The organism is Pseudoroseomonas ludipueritiae, assembly GCF_014490445.1.
Taxonomy (GTDB): Bacteria; Pseudomonadota; Alphaproteobacteria; order Acetobacterales; family Acetobacteraceae; genus Pseudoroseomonas; species Pseudoroseomonas ludipueritiae.
In genome coordinates, this window is record NZ_JACTUZ010000010.1 from 42,550 (window position 1) to 60,403 (window position 17,854).

At 68.5% G+C, this 17,854-nt stretch carries 14 protein-coding genes and 1 tRNA gene; 10 read left to right on the top strand and 5 right to left on the bottom strand.

Annotated features, from left to right (window positions below; genetic code table 11):
- Positions 1 to 5: 5 nt before the first annotated feature.
- Positions 6 to 1,415: a glutamine-hydrolyzing carbamoyl-phosphate synthase small subunit gene (carA, locus tag IBL25_RS04905; protein ID WP_187777440.1), complete on the bottom strand. Its 1,410-nt coding sequence runs from the start codon at positions 1,413 to 1,415 to the stop codon at positions 6 to 8.
- A gap of 167 nt (positions 1,416 to 1,582) precedes the next feature.
- Here carA and IBL25_RS04910 point away from each other — a divergent pair, with 167 nt between their 5' ends.
- From IBL25_RS04910 to IBL25_RS04925, 4 genes are all read left to right on the top strand, one after another.
- A complete protein-coding gene (locus tag IBL25_RS04910) occupies positions 1,583 to 2,041 on the top strand; it encodes a GatB/YqeY domain-containing protein (RefSeq protein ID WP_187777441.1) in 459 nt (152 codons plus the stop codon).
- 32 nt (positions 2,042 to 2,073) lie between these two features.
- On the top strand, positions 2,074 to 3,924 hold the full coding sequence (gene dnaG / locus IBL25_RS04915; RefSeq protein WP_187777442.1) for a DNA primase: 1,851 nt from the start codon (positions 2,074 to 2,076) through the stop codon (positions 3,922 to 3,924).
- 207 nt (positions 3,925 to 4,131) lie between these two features.
- Positions 4,132 to 6,057 (top strand): RNA polymerase sigma factor RpoD, encoded by a 1,926-nt coding sequence (gene rpoD, locus IBL25_RS04920; RefSeq protein WP_187777443.1) that lies wholly within the window; start codon positions 4,132 to 4,134, stop codon positions 6,055 to 6,057.
- Between the two features lie 61 nt (positions 6,058 to 6,118).
- Positions 6,119 to 6,634, top strand: a complete 516-nt coding sequence (locus IBL25_RS04925) for a GNAT family N-acetyltransferase (protein WP_187777466.1) — start codon at positions 6,119 to 6,121, stop codon at positions 6,632 to 6,634.
- Positions 6,635 to 6,719: 85 nt separating this feature from the next.
- Here the strand turns inward: IBL25_RS04925 and ppa are convergent, their stop codons facing one another.
- Positions 6,720 to 7,244, bottom strand: coding sequence for an inorganic diphosphatase (gene ppa / locus IBL25_RS04930; protein WP_187777467.1), 525 nt, complete (start codon positions 7,242 to 7,244; stop codon positions 6,720 to 6,722).
- Between the two features lie 180 nt (positions 7,245 to 7,424).
- On the opposite strand from ppa, the gene IBL25_RS04935 reads away from it, so the two are divergent.
- From IBL25_RS04935 to IBL25_RS04960, 6 genes are all read left to right on the top strand, one after another.
- Positions 7,425 to 8,660, top strand: a complete 1,236-nt coding sequence (locus tag IBL25_RS04935) for an E22 family MetX-like putative esterase (protein ID WP_187777444.1) — start codon at positions 7,425 to 7,427, stop codon at positions 8,658 to 8,660.
- Between the two features lie 59 nt (positions 8,661 to 8,719).
- Positions 8,720 to 8,793 (top strand) — tRNA-Ile (locus tag IBL25_RS04940).
- A 104-nt stretch (positions 8,794 to 8,897) separates the two neighbouring features.
- Positions 8,898 to 10,508, top strand: a complete 1,611-nt coding sequence (locus IBL25_RS04945) for a GGDEF domain-containing protein (RefSeq protein ID WP_187777445.1) — start codon at positions 8,898 to 8,900, stop codon at positions 10,506 to 10,508.
- Between the two features lie 78 nt (positions 10,509 to 10,586).
- On the top strand, positions 10,587 to 12,263 hold the full coding sequence (ettA, locus tag IBL25_RS04950; RefSeq protein ID WP_187777446.1) for an energy-dependent translational throttle protein EttA: 1,677 nt from the start codon (positions 10,587 to 10,589) through the stop codon (positions 12,261 to 12,263).
- Positions 12,263 to 12,814, top strand: a complete 552-nt coding sequence (locus IBL25_RS04955; RefSeq protein WP_187777447.1) for a GNAT family N-acetyltransferase — start codon at positions 12,263 to 12,265, stop codon at positions 12,812 to 12,814. The genes ettA and IBL25_RS04955 overlap by 1 nt, the downstream gene beginning before the upstream one ends.
- A gap of 96 nt (positions 12,815 to 12,910) precedes the next feature.
- Entirely contained in the window at positions 12,911 to 14,290 is a 1,380-nt protein-coding gene (locus tag IBL25_RS04960; RefSeq protein ID WP_187777448.1) for a GGDEF domain-containing protein, read from the top strand.
- 35 nt (positions 14,291 to 14,325) lie between these two features.
- On the opposite strand, the gene IBL25_RS04965 is transcribed toward IBL25_RS04960, so the two are convergent.
- The 3 genes from IBL25_RS04965 to IBL25_RS04975 all read right to left on the bottom strand — a co-directional run bounded on the left by IBL25_RS04965 (position 14,326) and on the right by IBL25_RS04975 (position 17,849).
- On the bottom strand, positions 14,326 to 16,089 hold the full coding sequence (locus tag IBL25_RS04965; RefSeq protein ID WP_187777449.1) for a putative bifunctional diguanylate cyclase/phosphodiesterase: 1,764 nt from the start codon (positions 16,087 to 16,089) through the stop codon (positions 14,326 to 14,328).
- Positions 16,090 to 16,182: 93 nt separating this feature from the next.
- Positions 16,183 to 16,989: an ABC transporter permease gene (locus tag IBL25_RS04970; protein ID WP_187777450.1), complete on the bottom strand. Its 807-nt coding sequence runs from the start codon at positions 16,987 to 16,989 to the stop codon at positions 16,183 to 16,185.
- Between the two features lie 8 nt (positions 16,990 to 16,997).
- A complete protein-coding gene (locus tag IBL25_RS04975) occupies positions 16,998 to 17,849 on the bottom strand; it encodes an ABC transporter permease (RefSeq protein WP_120637959.1) in 852 nt (283 codons plus the stop codon).
- Positions 17,850 to 17,854: the final 5 nt, after the last annotated feature.

The window sequence follows — 17,854 nt, forward strand, 5'->3', positions numbered from 1 at the left end:
GGGCCTCAGCCCTTGTGCTTCTCGATCATGTCCACGAAGCGATGGAAGAGATAGTGGCTGTCGGACGGGCCGGGGCTGGCCTCCGGGTGGTACTGCACGGAGAAGGCGGGCTTGTCGGTGGCCGCGATGCCTTCGTTGGAGCCGTCGAACAGCGACTTGTGCGTCACCGTCACGCCGGCGGGCAGGCTCGCCTCATCCACCGCGAAGCCGTGGTTCTGCGAGGTGATCTCGACCCGGCCGGTGGCCAGGTCCTGCACCGGCTGGTTGGCGCCGCGGTGGCCGCGGTCCAGCTTATAGGTCTTGGCGCCCAGCGCCAGGGCCAGAAGCTGGTGGCCGAGGCAGATGCCGAAGACCGGCTTGCCCGTCTCCAGCACGCCACGGATGGCGGGCACCGCGTATTCGCCGGTCGCCGCCGGATCGCCAGGGCCGTTCGAGAGGAAGACGCCATCCGGGTTGTGGGAAAGGATATCCTCGGCCGTGGCGGTGGCGGGCACCACGGTCACGTCGCAGCCGGCATTGGCCAGGCAGCGCAGGATATTGCGCTTGGCGCCGTAATCGACGGCCACGACCTTGTGCTTCTTGGCCGGCGAGACATCGTAGCCCTGGCCCCAGGCCCAGAGCCCCTCCGTCCAGGCATAGGACTGGCGGCAGGAGACTTCCTTGGCGAGGTCCATGCCTTCCAGCCCCGGCCAGCCGGCGGCCTGGGCGCGCAGCGCCGGCAGGTCGAACTTGCCATCTGCCGGGAAGGCCAGCACGCCATTGGGCGCACCGCCGTCGCGGATGCGCAGCGTCAGGGCGCGGGTATCCACACCGGCAATGCCGGGGATGCCGTAGCTCTTCAGCCAGTCGTCCAGGTGGCGGGTGGCGCGATAATTGGCCGGCTCCGTCAGGTCCAGCTTCACCACCAGGCCGCGCGCGGCGGGGGTGATGCTCTCGGCATCCTCCGGGTTGGCGCCGACATTGCCGATATGCGGGAAGGTGAAGGTGATGATCTGCCCGGCATAGGAGGGGTCGGTCAGGGTTTCCTGATAGCCCGTCATGCCGGTGTTGAAGCAGATCTCGCCCACCGAGGTGGTATGGGCGCCGAAGCCCATGCCCCAGAAGACCGAGCCATCGGCCAGCACCAGCGCGGCGGTCGCGCCGGCAGGACGCGTGTCAGCGGATAGCTCGGCGGCTTGGGACTCAGGGCTCATCGGGCTCTCCGGCTGGGTGCTGGCGGGGTCGGGGCTGGTCTGGGCGGCCTGAGGCATATCCGCCAGGGTCAGGCCCGTGGCGGCGATGATCGCCGGCCAGTGCTTGGCGGGAATGGCGCGGGACTGGCGCCACTTGCGCACCGCCTCGGTGCCGATGCCGCAACGCTGGGCAGCGGCGTCGGCGCCGCCGATCAGGGCAATGATTTCTTCAACAGACCGCATGGCACGGCTTATCTGGGAATTTTCTTCCCAGTGCAACACCGGTCTGTGATCCTGGTTGGGAATTTTCTTCCCGCTGGCTCTGTGGCCACGGCGCGCCTTATACCCCACCTCCAAAGCCACGCAGCAATTATCCGTCGTGGCCACCCTGTTTCCGAGGAGTTCGACCCATGTCCCTGCGCGCCCGCTTCCTGGAGGAAATGAAGGCCTCAATGAAGGCCGGCGACGCCGCGCGCACCTCCACCATCCGCATGGTCATGGCCAAGCTGAAGGACACCGATATCGCAGCCCGCCCCAGCGGCGTGGAGCAGGTGCCGGAGGAGCAGATCGTCTCGATGCTGCGCGGCATGGTGAAGTCCCGGCGGGAGAGCGTGGAGATGTACCGCCAGGGCAACCGCCCCGAGCTGGCCGCCAAGGAAGAGGCCGAGATCGCCGTGATCGAGGATTTCCTGCCGCAGCAGATGGATGACGTCGCCATGCAGGCCGCCGTCGAGGCGGCGGTGGCGGCCACCGGCGCCAGCACCATCAAGGATATGGGCAAGGTGATGGCGGAGCTGCGCGCCAAGCACGCCGCCACCATGGACATGGCCAAGGCCGGCCCGCTGGTGAAGGCGAAGCTGGGCGCTTAACTTCGACAGGGGCGGCGCGCTATGACCCATCCATGGCGCTGCCCCCCAACTTCCTCGAAGAGCTTCGCGCCCGGACACCGCTGCCGGCGCTGATCGGCCGCAAGACTCGCGTCACCAAGTCCGGCCGCCAGTGGAAGGCCTGCTGCCCCTTCCATGGGGAAAAGACGCCTTCCTTCTATATCTACGACGACCACTACCACTGCTTTGGCTGCGGCGCGCATGGCGATGCCATCGCCTTCGTGATGCAGGCGGAAGGCGCTTCCTTCCCCGAGGCTGTGGAGCGCCTGGCGGGCGAAGCCGGGATGGAAGTTCCCAAGGCCACGCCCGAGCAGGCGCGGCGGGAAGCGCGGGCGCGCGACCTGCATGCCGTGCTGGAAGCCGCCGCCGAGGCCTTCCAGCGCCGCCTGCGCCTGCCTGAAGGCCGCGCCGGGCTGGACTACCTGCTGCGCCGCGGATTGTCGGAGGAAACCATTCGCGCCTTCGGCCTCGGCTGGTCCGGTGGCGGGCGCGGCGCCCTGGCGGCCGACCTGAAGCCGCTCGGCATCGAGCCGCGCCAATTGGTCGAGGCCGGGCTGATGCGCGGCGGCGAGGAGGGCGAGCCGCTCACCGACCTCTTCTTCAACCGCGTCATGTTTCCCATCCGGGATCGGCGCGGGCGCATGGTCTCCTTCGGTGGGCGCATCCTGGGTGATGGGCAGCCGAAATACGTCAATGGGCCGGAGACCTCGCTCTTCTCCAAGCGTCGCAACCTCTATGGCATCGACATCGCGCGCGATGCCGCCTTCCGGAACCAGCCCGTGGTGGTGGCCGAGGGCTACATGGATGTCATCGCTCTGCATCAGGCCGGCTTCCCCGGCGCCGTGGCGCCGCTCGGCACCGCGCTGACGGAGGAGCAGCTCGAGGAACTCTGGCGCATGACGCCAAGCCCGGTGCTCTGCTTCGATGGCGATGCCGCCGGCACCCGCGCCGCCGCCCGGGCCGCCGAGCTGGCCCTGCCGCTGCTTTCCACCGAACGCAGCCTCGCCTTCGTCACCCTGCCGGCGGGGGAGGACCCGGATTCCATCACCCGCAAGGGTGGCACCAACGCCTTCCGCGCACTGCTGGAGGGGCGGAAGCCTCTCTCGGATGTGCTCTACGACATGCTGGCGGCGCAATCCCCCGGCACGGCGCCGGAAGCCCGCGCCACGCTGCGGCACAAGCTGGTGGCGGCGGCGGAGGCGATCCCGGACAAGATCCTGGGTGCCGAATACCGCCGCCTGCTGCTGGACCGCTTCTTCGAATCCGGCCGCCGCCCGGCGCCGCAGCGTTTCCAGCCGGCCGCGCGCGGCGAATGGCGCAAGGGCGGCCGCCCGGCGCCGCCGCCGCTGAACCTGCCGCGCCCGGAAATCGACGCCCTGCATACGCAGAGCGAGCGCGCCCGCTGCCTTCTGGCCCTGACACTGGCGCACCCCTGGCTGCTGCCGGAGGTGGAGGAAGCCCTGCTGCAACTCGACCTTCCCGAGGATGGCGAGGCAGCGCAGCTCCGCCAGGGCATCCTGGCCTGGCACGGCGTGGCGGAGCAGCTTGATCCAGGCGCGCTGCAAGCCCAACTCCAATCGACCACGCCCGAGGCGCTGGCCTGGGCCCTGCAATGCCCTGGTCTGCGACGGCTGCTCTCGCCAGAGGCGCAGCCGCAGGCCGTGGCCAAGGCATGGTGGCACTTCTTCGGGTTCCTGCGCGGCCAGGCCGCCCTGCTGGAAGACCGCCGCGCCGCCGAGATGGCCTTTGCCACCAGTGGCGATGCCGCCGCCCAGCGGCGATTGATCCGGCTGACGGAGGCCCTGATGGCCCAGCAGCGGGGCGAAATGGAGGATGAGGAAGGCGAATCCGGCGCCGCCCACTGATGGTCCCGCTCCAGCTACGGGTTCTTTGGCCCTGGCGGCTCTTGTGTTGCGGGTGCGCGGGCGGTTATGGCGCGAAGCAGTGGTGTGCGATGCCCCGGCCCAACAGCGGGTGGGACGGGTGATTACCAGGATGGTGCGCCACCCTCGTCGCGGCGCGGCGGCGGCTTCGGGTGGCATGTGCGGCGGGCATCTGACGGAGCGGACGGCATGGCGAGCAAGGCAGCGGGCGGCACCGAGACGGTCGAGAACCGCGACGAGGCGGTTGAAGGAGCCTTGCTTGATACCCTCTCGGCCGCCGTCAAGAAGCTGGTCGCCCGTGGCAAGGAGCGTGGCTACGTCACCTACGACGAGCTGAACGCCACCCTGCCGAACGAGCAGGTCTCCTCCGAGTTGATCGAGGACACCATGGCGATGCTCAGCGACCTGGGCATCAACCTGGTCGAGGCCGAGGAAAGCGAGGACGGCGAGGGCGCCGCCAAGCCCGCCGCCAAGGCCGAAGGCGCCGACGAGGAAAGCGAGGACGAGGAAGAGGGCGGCAACGTCAGCGAGGAGAACCTCGGCCGCACCGACGACCCCGTCCGCATGTACCTGCGGGAGATGGGCAGTGTGGAGCTGCTCTCCCGCGAGGGCGAGATCGCCATCGCCAAGCGCATCGAGGCCGGCCGGGACGCCATGATCGGCGGGCTCTGCGAGAGCCCGCTGACGCTCCAGGCCATCCTGGGCTGGCACGACGCCGTCAAGGACGGCCGCATGCTGCTGCGCGACGTGATCGACCTGGAAGCCACGGCCGCCGCCGAGGGCGGCGACGCGCCCCCGCCCGCCGAGGCCGAGGAATTCGAGGAAGGCGAGGAAGGGGAGGGCATGGGCCTCTCGCTGTCCGCGCTGGAAGAGAAGCTGAAGCCCGAGGCCCTGGCGACCTTCGAGGAGATCGAGGACCTCTACGGCAAGCTGCAGAAGCTGCAGGCGCAGCGGATGGATGCCTATACCGCCGGTGGCGAGTTGGCCGCCAAGGCCGAGCAGGCCTATGTGGCGCAGCGCGGCGAGCTGGTGGCGCTGGTGGAGAAGGTCCACCTGCACAACAACCGCATCGAAGAGCTGGTGGACCAGCTCAAGGGCCTGAACCGCCGCATCACCGGCTTCGAGGGGCAGGTGCTGCGGCTGGCCGAGGCCAGCAAGGTCAAGCGCGACGACTTCCTGCAGCACTGGCGCGGCGCCGAGATCGATCCGAACTGGATGGACCGCGTGGCCACCCTGCCGGGCAAGGCCTGGAAGACCTTCGTCGAACGCTCGCGCGACGAGGTGGAGGCGATCCGCGCCAAGATCGGGGAGACGGCCGCGCTGACCGGCCTACCAGTGGGCGAGTTCAAGCGGGTCTATGCCACCGTCTCGCGCGGCGAGCGCGACATGACCCAGGCGAAGAAGGAGATGATCGAGGCCAACCTGCGCCTCGTGATCTCCATCGCCAAGAAATACACCAATCGCGGGCTGCAGTTCCTGGATCTGATCCAAGAAGGCAATATCGGGTTGATGAAGGCGGTCGATAAGTTCGAATACCGCCGCGGCTACAAGTTCTCCACCTATGCGACCTGGTGGATCCGGCAGGCCATCACCCGCTCCATCGCGGACCAGGCGCGGACCATCCGCATCCCGGTCCACATGATCGAGACGATCAACAAGCTGGTGCGCACCAGCCGGCAGATGCTGCACGAGATCGGGCGCGAGCCGCAGCCGGAGGAACTGGCCGAGAAGCTCGGCATGCCGCTGGAGAAGGTGCGCAAGGTCCTCAAGATCGCCAAGGAGCCGATCTCCCTCGAGACGCCGATCGGCGACGAGGAAGACAGCCACCTGGGCGACTTCATCGAGGACAAGGCGGCGATCATCCCGCTCGATGCCGCCATCCAGACCAATCTGCGCGAAGCCACCACGCGGGTGCTGTCCTCTCTGACGCCGCGCGAGGAGCGCGTGCTGCGGATGCGCTTCGGCATCGGCATGAACACCGACCACACGCTGGAAGAGGTCGGCCAGCAGTTCAACGTGACGCGCGAGCGTATCCGGCAGATCGAGGCCAAGGCGCTGCGCAAGCTGAAGCACCCCAGCCGCAGCCGCAAGCTGCGCTCCTTCCTGGACAACTAAAGTGCGCCTCTCGCTGGTGGAACCCGCGATCCGGGTGGCGGTGGACGTCACCTTCCTGCGGATGGAGCAGCCGCCGGTGACGCCGGCGCCCGCCCTGCCGGCGGATGCGCAGGTGGCGGTGGCGACGAAATGCACGGTGCCCTTCTACCGCTACCTCTACAACACGGTGGGGCAGGATTACGTCTGGTGGCTGCGCCGCACCGCCAGCGATGCCGAGATCGCCAATGTGCTGGCCGATCCTTCCGTCAGCATCCACGTGCTCTACCGCGACGGCGCCCCGGCCGGTTTCTATGAGCTGGAGCGGCGGGCCGGCGGCCAGACCAACATCGCCTATTTTGGCCTGCTGCCGCATGCTGTGGGCTGCGGCATGGGCGCCGCCTTCCTGCGCCATGCCATCGACCAGGGCTGGTCCGGCCATACCCGGCTGCTGACGGTGAATACCTGCACCGCCGACCATCCGCGCGCCCTGCCGAATTACCGTGCGGCCGGCTTCGTCGAGACACGACGGGTGCGCGAGGTCTGGCCCGTGCCGGCGCGGCTCGGCCTCAAGGTGCCGGAGCGGCTGCTGGCGGGCTGATGCCCCTGACCGGGAGAAGCGCCGAAGCGGGCCTCTCCCTTCAGGGCCGGCCGGGCAGGGGGGCTGCCCCCGCCCGGCGCCGGCGTCACTTCTGGCCGGCGGCGATCTGCTTTTCCAGGATCGCGGCGGCTTCCGCGGCGCCACCCCAGTTGCGCACCTTCACCCACTTACCGGGCTCCAAGTCCTTGTAGCGCGTGAAGAAGTGCTCGATGGCGTCGCGCGTGATCTTGGGCAGGTCCGACACGTCCTTGATGTCCGTGTAGGCGGTGTGCAGCTTGTCATGCGGCACGCAGATCAGCTTCTCGTCCTGGCCGCTCTCGTCTTCCATGAAGAGGACGCCGATGGGGCGGGCGCGGATCACGGCGCCGGGCACGATGGGGGCGGGGGCCAGCACCAGCGCGTCGGACGGGTCGCCGTCATCGGCCAGGGTGCCGGGAACGAAGCCGTAGGCCGCCGGATAGGCCATCGGCGTGAACAGGAAGCGGTCGACCATGATGGCGCCGCTGTCCTTGTCCAGCTCGTACTTCACCTGCGACCCCTGCGGGATCTCGATGACGACATTGATGTCGTAGGGCGGGTTCTTGCCGGTGGGGAGCTTCGTCACGTCCATCGTGGTGGCCATCCAATCCATGCTGTGGTCGGGTCGCGGGCTGTGCGCGCTGTAGCAGGGGGCGCGCCGGGCGTCCATTCGGGAGGGGGAAGTGCCCCTTGCGGCTGGCGCGGCGCCAGGGGCACCATGCGGGGCATGGGGCGCGGGCCGCCGGCACCGCCTTGGGGGAGAAAAAGCCGCATGACCACGCGCCGAGGCCTTCTGGCCGCGACAGCCCTGTCCAGCCTGCTGCCGCGCCAGGGGCGGGCCCAGGGGCAGGCCCAGGGGCAGGCACAGAATGCCGCGCCGACGCCCGCCGCCCCCGCGCCTGAGCTGCTCGTGGAGAAGAAGGTCTTCGAATTCGCCAATTACCGCACCCGTGGCGGCGCCAACCTGGCCGCCGGGCGCATCGGTTACCAGACCGCGGGCACGCTGAACGCGGCAGGCGACAATGCCGTGCTGATCGAGCATTTCTTCACCGGCAACAGCCATGCCTTCGGCCGCTATGCCGCCGGGGAGGCGCCCGGCTACTGGGATGCCATTATCGGCCCCGGCAAGCCGATCGACACGAACCGCTTCTTCGTGGTGGCGGCCGACTGCCTGGCCAATCTGAATGTGCGGGATGCGCGCACCATCACCACCGGCCCGGCCTCGGTCAATCCCGCCACCGGCCGGCCCTATGGGATGGATTTCCCTGTGGTTTCCATCCGCGACTTCGTGGAGGTGCAGAAGCTGCTGCTGGAAAGCCTGGGCGTGAAGAAGCTGGCCCTGGTGGCCGGCGGCAGCATGGGCTCGCTGCAGGTGGTGGAATGGGCCGCCGCCTATCCGGAATGGGTGGAGCGCGCCATGCCCGCCATCGGCACGGGTGAGATCGATGCCTGGATGCTGGGCTGGCTGGATATCTGGGAAGCGCCGATCCGCATGGACCCCAACTGGCGCAACGGCGAATATTACGCCCAGGGCCGCCAGCCGCCGCTGCAAGGGCTGACGGAGGCGCTGCGCATCGTCACCCTTCACTCGCGGGACCGCGCATGGGCCCGGGAATTCGGCCGCCGCCCGGTGGAGGGCCAGGACCCCGCCCGCCGCATCGGCGACCGCTTCGCCGTGGAGCAATGGCTGGAGGATGCCGCCGCCGCCCGCGCCAGGGTATCGGATGCCAATTCCTTTCTCTATCTGACGCGCGCCAACCAGCTCTTCCTGAACGAATACGACAGCACCGAGGCCGCGCTTTCGCGCAGCCGCGCCAGATGGCTGCTGCTGCCCTCGGTCCATGACCGGGTCTTTCCCGTGGAATATGGGCGGGAGCTGGCGGAAACCCTGCGCCGCCTGAACCGGCCGGTGGAGGTGGTGGAGCTGAAGGGGCCCCTGGGCCACCTGGAAGGGGTGGTGGGCATCGCTCAGGCCGCCGATGCCATTCGCGCCTTGCTGGCGCACTGAATGCCCCGGCTCCCTCTGGCGGTTTGCTCCTGGCCGGTATAGCAAGCGGGTATCTCCAGGCGCCTGTAGCTCAACTGGTTAGAGCGGGCCGCTCATAACGGCTTGGTTGCGGGTTCAAGTCCTGCCGGGCGCATGGAGCCTTTCCCCCGTTGGATGCTTCGGGCTCCGCTTTTCGTGATCGCACTTGCAACGAAAGCGTGATTCGCGGAGATTTCCGCGTCGCGGGCGGGGCGGTTCATGTCTTCAACGATTCAGGAAAGCCTTGTTCCCACGGCGGCCGGCAGCCCGGCCCTTGGCCTGCCGCGGACGTCATGGCGCGGTACCCGGCCGGAGCCCTGGCTGCCGGGCTGGTGCAAGGGGCGCAGCGTCTCCTTCTGGGTGATGATGAACCTCTCCGTCGCCCTGGCCTATCTGGGGCTGGGCTGCGCGGTGGGGTATTTCTTCGCGGCCTTCGGCCTGTTTCCCGCGCCCATCTGGCTCCCGTCCGGCATCGCCGCCACGGCCTGCATGCTGGGGGGCTGGCGGCTGGTCCCGGGCATCTTCCTCGGCTCCTTTGTGGTCAATGCCGTGACCTTTGGCGCCACGCCGGCCGTGGCGGCGGCGATTTCCGTCAGCAATGCCCTCGGCCCGCTGGCCGGGGTGATGCTGACCCGCAGGCTGCGGCCGGCGACGGGGCTCTTCACCCGCTTCAGCGGCGTGGTGGCCTTCATCCTGGGCGCGGTGCTGCTGCATGCCCTGGTCACCGCCACCTTCGGCACCCTGACGCTGCTGATGCTGGGCGGCCTGCCGTGGCAGGGCGCCAGCGCGGCCTGGGGCGCCTGGCTGCTCTGCGATGCCGGCGGCACCTTCTATTTCGCGCCCTCCCTGGCGCTCTGGTTGGGGTTGGAGCGCACGCCGCCGGTGCCGGGGCGGGGCTCCGGCAGCCGGGTGCTGCTGCTGGACAGTGCCGTCTGGCTGGCCACCGCCGGCCTGGCCGTACTGGTCTTTTCCGTGGAGATGCCGCAACGCCTGCCCTCGGCGCAGCTCGTCTTCCTGCTGGCGGTGCCGCTGTCCTGGATCGCGCTGCGCATCTCGCTGCGGGCTGCCTATACGCTGCTGACCATCATCTGCGTCATCGCCTCCGCCGGCACCGTGGCGGGGCTGGGGCCCTTCCAGTCGCCTGGGGTGGTCAACCCGATGCAGTCGGCAGGCATGCTGGTGGTGCTCTGCGCCATGAACATCCTGACGCTGATGGCCCTGGTCAGCGAAAGGCGGGAAGCCGGCTGGGCCCTGGCCGAGGCCAACCGCATGCTGGAATACCGCGTCGCCGAGCGGACTGAGCAGCTTCGGCTGCAGGCGGAGACGGATTCCCTGACCGGCATCGCCAACCGGCGCGGCTTCCTGGAAAGGGCGGAACAGGCCCTGGCGGCGGAGCGCGGCAGCGGGCAGCCCTTCGCGCTGGTCACCTTCGACCTCGACCATTTCAAGTCGATCAACGATTGCGCCGGCCATGCGGGCGGCGACGTGGTGCTGCGCCTGATGGCCCAGCGCTGCCAGTCGCTGCTGCGGGCTCATGACCTCTTTGGCCGCCTGGGCGGCGAGGAATTCGCCATTGCCCTGCCGGGGCGGGGCCTCCCCGAGACGTTGGCCCTGGCCGAGCGGCTGCGGCAGGCGCTGCGGGACATCCAGCCCGGCTTCCCGCTGCCCGGCCGTGGCCATCTGGCCGCCAGCTTCGGCGTCGCCTTGCGGCGGCCGGGGGAGAGGCTGGGCAGCCTGCTGTTGCGGGCCGACAGCGCCCTCTATGTCGCCAAGCGCGCCGGCCGCGATCAGGTGCGGGAAGCGGCGGAGGAAGGGCCCGCGGCGGCCTGAACCCCGCTTCCGCCTTGGCGTTCGGCGCCCCGGTGGCTAGAACCGGGGCCGAACCTCTCGCCGGAATAGTGTCGCGCCATGGCCCCTCAATACGTTTACGTGATGAAAGACCTCACCAAGTCCTATCCGGGCGGGCGTGAGATCTTCAAAGGCATCACCCTTTCCTTCCTGAACACCGCGAAGATCGGCGTGCTCGGCCCCAACGGCGCCGGCAAGTCCACGCTGATGCGCATCATGGCGGGGCAGGACAAGGAATTCGGCGGCGAGGCCTGGGCGGCCGAGGGCGTGCGGGTCGGCTACCTGTCGCAGGAGCCGCATCTCGACCCCGACAAGACGGTCGGCGAGAATGTCATGGACGCTTTCGGCACGCTGAAGGCGGACCTGGAGCGCTTCAACGAGATCTCGATGAAGTTCGCCGAGGAGATGACCGAGGAGGAGATGAACACCCTCCTCGCCGAGCAGGCCGAGCTGCAGGAGAAGATCGACGCCGCCGACGGCTGGGACCTGGAGCGCAAGATCGATATCGCGCTGGACGCCCTGCGCGCCCCGCTGGCCGACAGCCCGGTGACCAACCTCTCCGGCGGCGAGCGCCGCCGCGTGGCGCTGGTCAAGCTGCTGCTGGAGAAGCCCGACCTGCTGCTGCTCGACGAGCCGACCAACCACCTGGATGCCGAGAGCGTCTCCTGGCTGGAAAAGACGCTGCGCGAGTATGAGGGCGCGGTGCTGGTCGTCACCCACGACCGCTACTTCCTGGACAATGTCACCAACTGGATCCTGGAAGTCGACCGCGGCCGCGGCATTCCCTACGAGGGCAACTACTCCGCCTACCTGAACGCCAAGCGCAAGCGCCTGCAGCAGGAGGAGAAGGAGGAGAGCACCCGCCAGCGGCAGCTGGCCGAGGAGCAGGAATGGATCGGCCGCAGCCCGGCCGCGCGCCAGGCCAAGAGCAAGGCGCGTATCCAGGCCTATGAGGAGCTGCTGGCCAAGAGCCAGGAGCGTGCGCCTGACCCGACCGAGATCCAGATTCCGCCCGCGCCGCGCCTGGGCAACACGGTCATCGAGGCCACCGACCTGCGCAAGGGCTTCGGCAACAACCTGCTGATCGACGGCCTGTCCTTCAAGCTGCCGCCCGGCGGCATCGTCGGCGTCATCGGCCCCAACGGCGCCGGCAAGTCCACGCTGTTCAAGATGATCACCGGCAAGGAGCAGCCGGACGGCGGCACGCTGAAGATCGGCGAGACCGTCAGCCTGGGCTACGTGGACCAGTCGCGCGACACGCTGGATGACAAGCGCACCGTCTGGCAGGAAATCTCCGACGGCCAGGACATGATCATGATGGGCAAGCGCGCGGTGCCGTCGCGCGCCTATGCCGCCGCCTTCAACTTCAAGGGCGGCGACCAGCAGAAGCCGGTCGGCGTGCTCTCGGGCGGTGAGCGCAACCGCCTGCACCTGGCCAAGATGCTGCGCGACCCGCACAACGTCATCCTGCTCGATGAGCCGACCAACGACCTGGACGTCGATACCCTGCGCGCGCTGGAAGAGGCGCTGCAGGACTTCGCCGGCTGCGCCGTGATCATCTCGCATGATCGCTGGTTCCTGGACCGCCTGGCGACGCACATCATGGCCTTCGAGGGCGAGAGCCATGTCGAGTGGTTCGAGGGCAACTACCAGGCCTATGAGGCCGACCGACGCCGCCGCCTGGGCGCGGCTGCCGATCAGCCGCACCGGATCAAGTACCGCCCCCTGACCCGGTGATGGACGGCGGCTGGGGGGGCGATGCCTCCCATGCGGTGCGCACGGACCGGCTGGTCCTGCGCCCCGTCTGCCCCGCGCATCTGGAGGACCTCATCCGCCTGAAGGGGGATGAGGCCGCCTTCGGCCTCATGCTGCACGGCACCCGCACGGCCGAGCGCACCACCGAGGAATTGCAGGACGACATCGCCTTCTGGGCGGTGCGCGGCTACGGCACCTGGGCGGTGCACCGGGCGGAGGATGATGCCTTCCTGGGCATCGTGGGCCTGATGGAGCGGCCAGACGGGCGCGGCATCGCGCTGCGCTTCGCGCTCTGGCCCTGGTCGCGTGGCAAGGGCTATGCGCGGGAGGCGGCGCGGGCCGCGCTGGGCTTTGGCCATGCCGCCGGGCTGGCGCGCATCATCGCCGTGGCGCGCGAGAGCAACCTGGCCTCCCGCGGCGTGCTGGCTGATCTGGGGCTGCGGGAATGCGACCGCTTCATCCACCAGGGCCACCCGATGATGGTCTTCGAAAGCCTGCGCCCACTGCCGCCGCCGGCACAGCAAAGCCGATGAGGCGATAATCCCACCCCCGCATCAACCAGGAATGGGATAGATTTAAAGCCGCGCAATGTTAGAAGGCGCTTTCACATCGCCGGTGACCAATTGCTCATGAATGCTCCCCTCGCGCCTGATCTGCCTGACGAAGCGGCAGCGTCGCGCTGGGAATGGGAAAGCCTGAACGGTTCGATATCCGAAGAACTGCGCCGCCATGTCGCGGAGATCGTGGCGCGCGAGGCCGGCAGGCTGACCACGCTCTTCTACGACACGCTGCTGGAGGACCCCGAGGCGGCGGCCATGCTGTCTCATGAACTGGTCAGCCACCGGCTGAACCATTCCCTGCGGCGCTGGCTGAAGGATCTCTTCCCGCTGGAGGCGGCGCCCGATTTCGCCGCCGCCGCCCGCCTGCAGCGGCAGGTGGGGGAAGTGCATGCGCGCATCCGCGTGCCGCTGCATCTCGTCACGCGCGGGGCGCGGGTGCTGAAGGGCGGCATCGCCCGCTGCCTTAGCCAGACATCCCTGCCGCGCGACGAGTTGGTCGAGACGCTGAGCTATGCCAGCCATATCCTCGATCTCGCCATGGAGATGATGGCGACCGCCTTTATCGAGGGCACCGAGCGCGCGACGCGGAACGAGGAAGCCTACCGCCTCTTCTCGCTCGGCCAGGATGCCTCGCTGGAGCGGGAGGCGCAGCGGGCGGCGCTGCTGGAATGGCTGCAATCGCTGCTCTTCGCCGTGGCCGGCCGGAACGAGGCGACGCGGCTGCACAGCATCGGCCGCTCCGAATTCGGCCTCTGGATGCAGCACCGCGCCAGCGTGATGTTCGGCGGCATTCCGGCGCTGCAACGCATCACTCAGCTGATGCGGGAGATCGACGAGGAGATCCTGCCGGGGATCGAGCAGGGCTGCGAGATCGGCCCCGCGCTGCAACGGCTGCAGGCGCATGCCAATGACATCAAGTTCCTGATCGGCGATGCCTTCCAGGCGGTGGTCGGGCTGGAGAATGGCCGGGATGCGCTGACGCGCACGCTCAACCGCCGCTTCATGCCCTCCATCTTCGCGCGCGAGATCGCGATGGCGACGCAGAGCGGGCGCGGCTTCGCGGCGCTGATGATCGACTTCGACCACTTCAAGGCGATCAACGACACCTTCGGCCATTCGGGCGGTGATGTGGTGCTCAGCCGCGGGGCGGAGCTGATCATGGACGCCGTGCGGCTCAGCGATTTCGTCTTCCGCTATGGCGGCGAGGAATTCCTGGTGCTGCTGGTGGAGGCCGATGCCAATCTGGCGATGCGCACCGCCGAGCGCATTCGCGCCACGATCGACGCCGCCGAATTCGTGGTGGGGGAGCAGCGGAACCTGCGTGTCACCACCTCCATCGGCGTGGCGGTCTTCGAGGGGCATCCGGACTACACCTATCTGGTGGAGCGGGCCGACAAGGCCCTTTATGCCGCCAAGAAAGCCGGACGGAACCGCGTCATCCTGGGGTGACGCGCCCGGCGCGGCGTGTGGAGGCGAGATCTGCTCTAGCCCCGCGCCGGCACCTTGCCGACGCCCCGGCTTTCTTCCGGCAGCGCCGGCTCGCCCAGTTCCGCGCGTTGCAGCCAGGGGCCGAGTTCCTCCAGGGCGCGCGGGCGGCCGAAGAAATAACCCTGGCCGAGGTCGCAGCCCATGGCGGCGATGCGCCGCATGGTGGTGGCATCCTCGATACCCTCGGCCGTGGTGCCGAGCCCCAGGGCCCGGGCCAGCCCGATGATGGCCGAGACATAGCGCCCGCTTTCCGGTGCCGAGGCCAGGGCCATGACAAAGGAGCGGTCGATCTTCAGCCGGTCCACCGCCAGTTCCTTCACCATGCGCAGGCTGGCATAGCCGGTGCCGAAATCATCCAGCGCCACCCGGATGCCGGCCTCTCGCAGCAGCCCCAGCAGCCGCTTGGCGGTGCCGAGGTCATGCACGATGCCGGTCTCGGTCACCTCCAGCTCCAGCCGCAGCGGGCTGAGGCCGGAGGCGGAGAGGATGTCCAGCACCACGCCCGCCAGGGAGGCATCCTGCAACTGCCGGGGGGAGAGGTTAACCGCGATCTTCAGCCCCTCCGGCCAGGAGGTGGCATCCTGGCAGGCCTTGTGCAGCAGGTTCTTGAAGAGCGGCGTGATCAGCCCGCCATGCTCGGCATGGGCGATGAACTCGGCGGGCGCCAGGATGCCGCGCTCCGGGTGGCGCCAGCGCGCCAGCACCTCCATGCCGATCAGCCGGCCGCTGCGCAGGTCCACCAGCGGCTGGTAGAAGGGCACGATCTCGCCGCCTTCCACCGCCTGCTTCAGCCGGCTCTTGAAGATGGCCTTCTCACGCAGCTCGTCTTCCATGTCGCGGGTGAAGAAGAGGAAGCGCCCGGCGCCGGCCCGCTTGGCGTGGTACATCGCCATATCGGCGGTGCGCAGCAGGCTTTCGGTATCCTGACCCTGTTCCGGGCTGCGGGAGATGCCGATGCTGGCGCCGATCTCGGCCACCACCCCCTCCGCCACCACGGGGGCGGAAAGGGCACGCAGGATCTGCCCGGCCACCGCCTCGGCCGCGCCGCTGTCGGGCAGCAGCACGGCGAATTCGTCGCCACCTAGCCGCGCCACCACCGCATTCGCCGGGCTTTCCTGGCGCAGCCGGGAAGCGGCCTCGACCAGCACGGCATCGCCGGCGGAATGGCCGTGGATGTCGTTGACCGGCTTGAAATTGTCGAGGTCGATGAACAGCAGCGCGCAGGGCAGGCCATGCGCCAGCCGCCTTTCCACCCCGGCCAGGAAGGCGCGGCGGTTCGGCAGGCCAGTGAGGTAATCGGTGGCCGCGATCTGCTGGATGCGGGCTTCGTTCTGCTTCTGCTCCGTGACATCGCGCACCACCGAGACGATCTCGCGCGGCGCATTGGTCTCGGGGTCGCGCACCAGGCGGAGGCTGGCTTCCACCCAGGCGATGCTGCCATCGGCGCGGATGATCCGGTTCAGCCCGCGGCGGTTGCCTTCCCCGGCGCTGACGGCGCGCATCTGCTCCCGCACCTGGGCAAGGTCCTCGGGATGCACGAAGACAAAGGTGGAAACGCCTGTCAGCTGCTCCGGCTCATAGCCCAGCAGGCTCCGGCAGGCGGGGGAGACGTAGGTGCGCGTGCCGTCCAGGTCCAGCAGCACGATCATGTCGGTGACATTCTCGGCCAGCAGGCGGAACAGCCGGAGGCTGTCTTGCGCCGTTTCCGCCGCCGGGCTGCGCCATGCGTCACGCAACAGGGAGGCTAGGCGCCCGAGCATATCGTCCGACCCTTTAACCCGCCTCGAATCCGACGTGCCTGTTGTAAGCGATTCCAGGCTTATCATCTCCAGGTTGGAAGCGGGGAGGAAGTTTCACCTTCCGCGCTGTCTTCGCAAGCCTCTTACACCCAGGATGGCCAAGCCGATAACGAGAAAGGAGAGAGCGGTGGAGGCGGTGCCGAGGGCATAAAGAACCGGGGTCGTGACGGTGGTGGTCATGCCCAGGATCTCCAGCGGCAGGGTATTGCCGGTGCCGGCGGTCAGCAGCGTGCGGGCGAATTCGTCGAAGGAGAGGGTGAAGCCGAAGAGGGCGATGCCCACCACGCCAGGCGCGATGATGGGCAGCACGACATGCAGGAAGCTCTGCCAGGGCGTGGCGCCCAGGTCGCGCGCCGCTTCCTCCCAGGCGCGGTCGAAGCGGTTGAAGAGGGCGAAGATGATCAGCAGGCCGAAGGGCAGGGTCCAGGTCAGTTGCGCCCCGAAGGCGGAGGAATACCAGGCGGGTTCCCATTCCATCAGCGTGAAAAGCAGCCCGACGCCGAGGCTGACCAGGATGGAGGGCACGATCAGGCTGGCCAGTGTCAGGTAGAAGAGCGCGGTGCCGCCGGGGAAGCGGCGGCGGAAGGCCATGCCGGCGGCCAGCGAGATCAGCACGGTGCAGGCCGTGACCATGGCCGCCAGGGCCAGGGAGCGCCGCAGCGCCGCGCCGAGATCACCCACCGCCTGGGTGGCGAAGAGGCGCCCGAACCAGTGCAGGGAGACGCCGTTCATCGGGAAGGTCAGCCCGCCATCCGGCCCCTGAAAGGAGAGGATGGTGATGGTCAGCGTCGGGCCATAGAGGAAGGCGAGAAAGACGGCGAAGAGCAGGGTCAGCAGGATGCGGGCGGTACGTCCGGGCATGGCTGGCGTCACAGCTCCTTGCGGATATCGATGGCGCGGAGGATGGCGGCCATCAGCAGCAGCACCATCACCAGCAGGCCCACCGCATTGGCGGCGGCGGCTGGGTATTGCATCAGCCCGATCTGGTTGGAGATCATCAGCCCGACCGAGGCGCTCTGGCCGCCGCTCATCAGCCGCACGGTGGCGAAGTCGCCCAGCACCAGCACCACCACGAAGATGCTGCCAATGCCGATGCCCGGCTTGCAGAGCGGCAGGATCACCACCCAGAGCGTCTGCCAGAAGCTGGCGCCGGCATCGCGCGCCGCCTCCAGCAGCCGGCGGTCGATGCGCATCATGGTGTTGAAGATCGGCACCACCATGAAGAGCGTGTAGAGATGCACAAAGGCCAGCACGACCGCGAAGTCGGAAAACAGCAGGAATTCCAGCGGCTGGTCGATCAGCCCGGCGCCGATCAGCGCCTGGTTCATCAGCCCGTTGCGGCCCAGGAAGGGCACCCAGGCGATCATGCGGATCAGGTTGGAGGTCCAGAAAGGCACGGTGCAGAGCACGAAGAGCACCATGCGCGTCATCTCCCCGCGCACGATGAAGGCGAGGTAGTAGGCCAGCCAGAAGCCCAGGGCGAAGGTGATGGCCCAGACCAGCCCGGCATACCACAGCGTCTTGCCGAAGGTGCGCCAGGTGACGGCGGAGCCGAAGGCCTCGCGGTAGTTGGTGAAGACGAAATCGGGGATCAGGCTGAAGGCGCTGTAGTCGAAGAAGCTGACGACCACGATCATGGCCATCGGCACGACCAGAAAGATGGCCAGCACCAGCGCCAGGGGCGCCGCCTGCAGCCAGGAGAAGAGGGCAGAGCGGCGCATCCGTC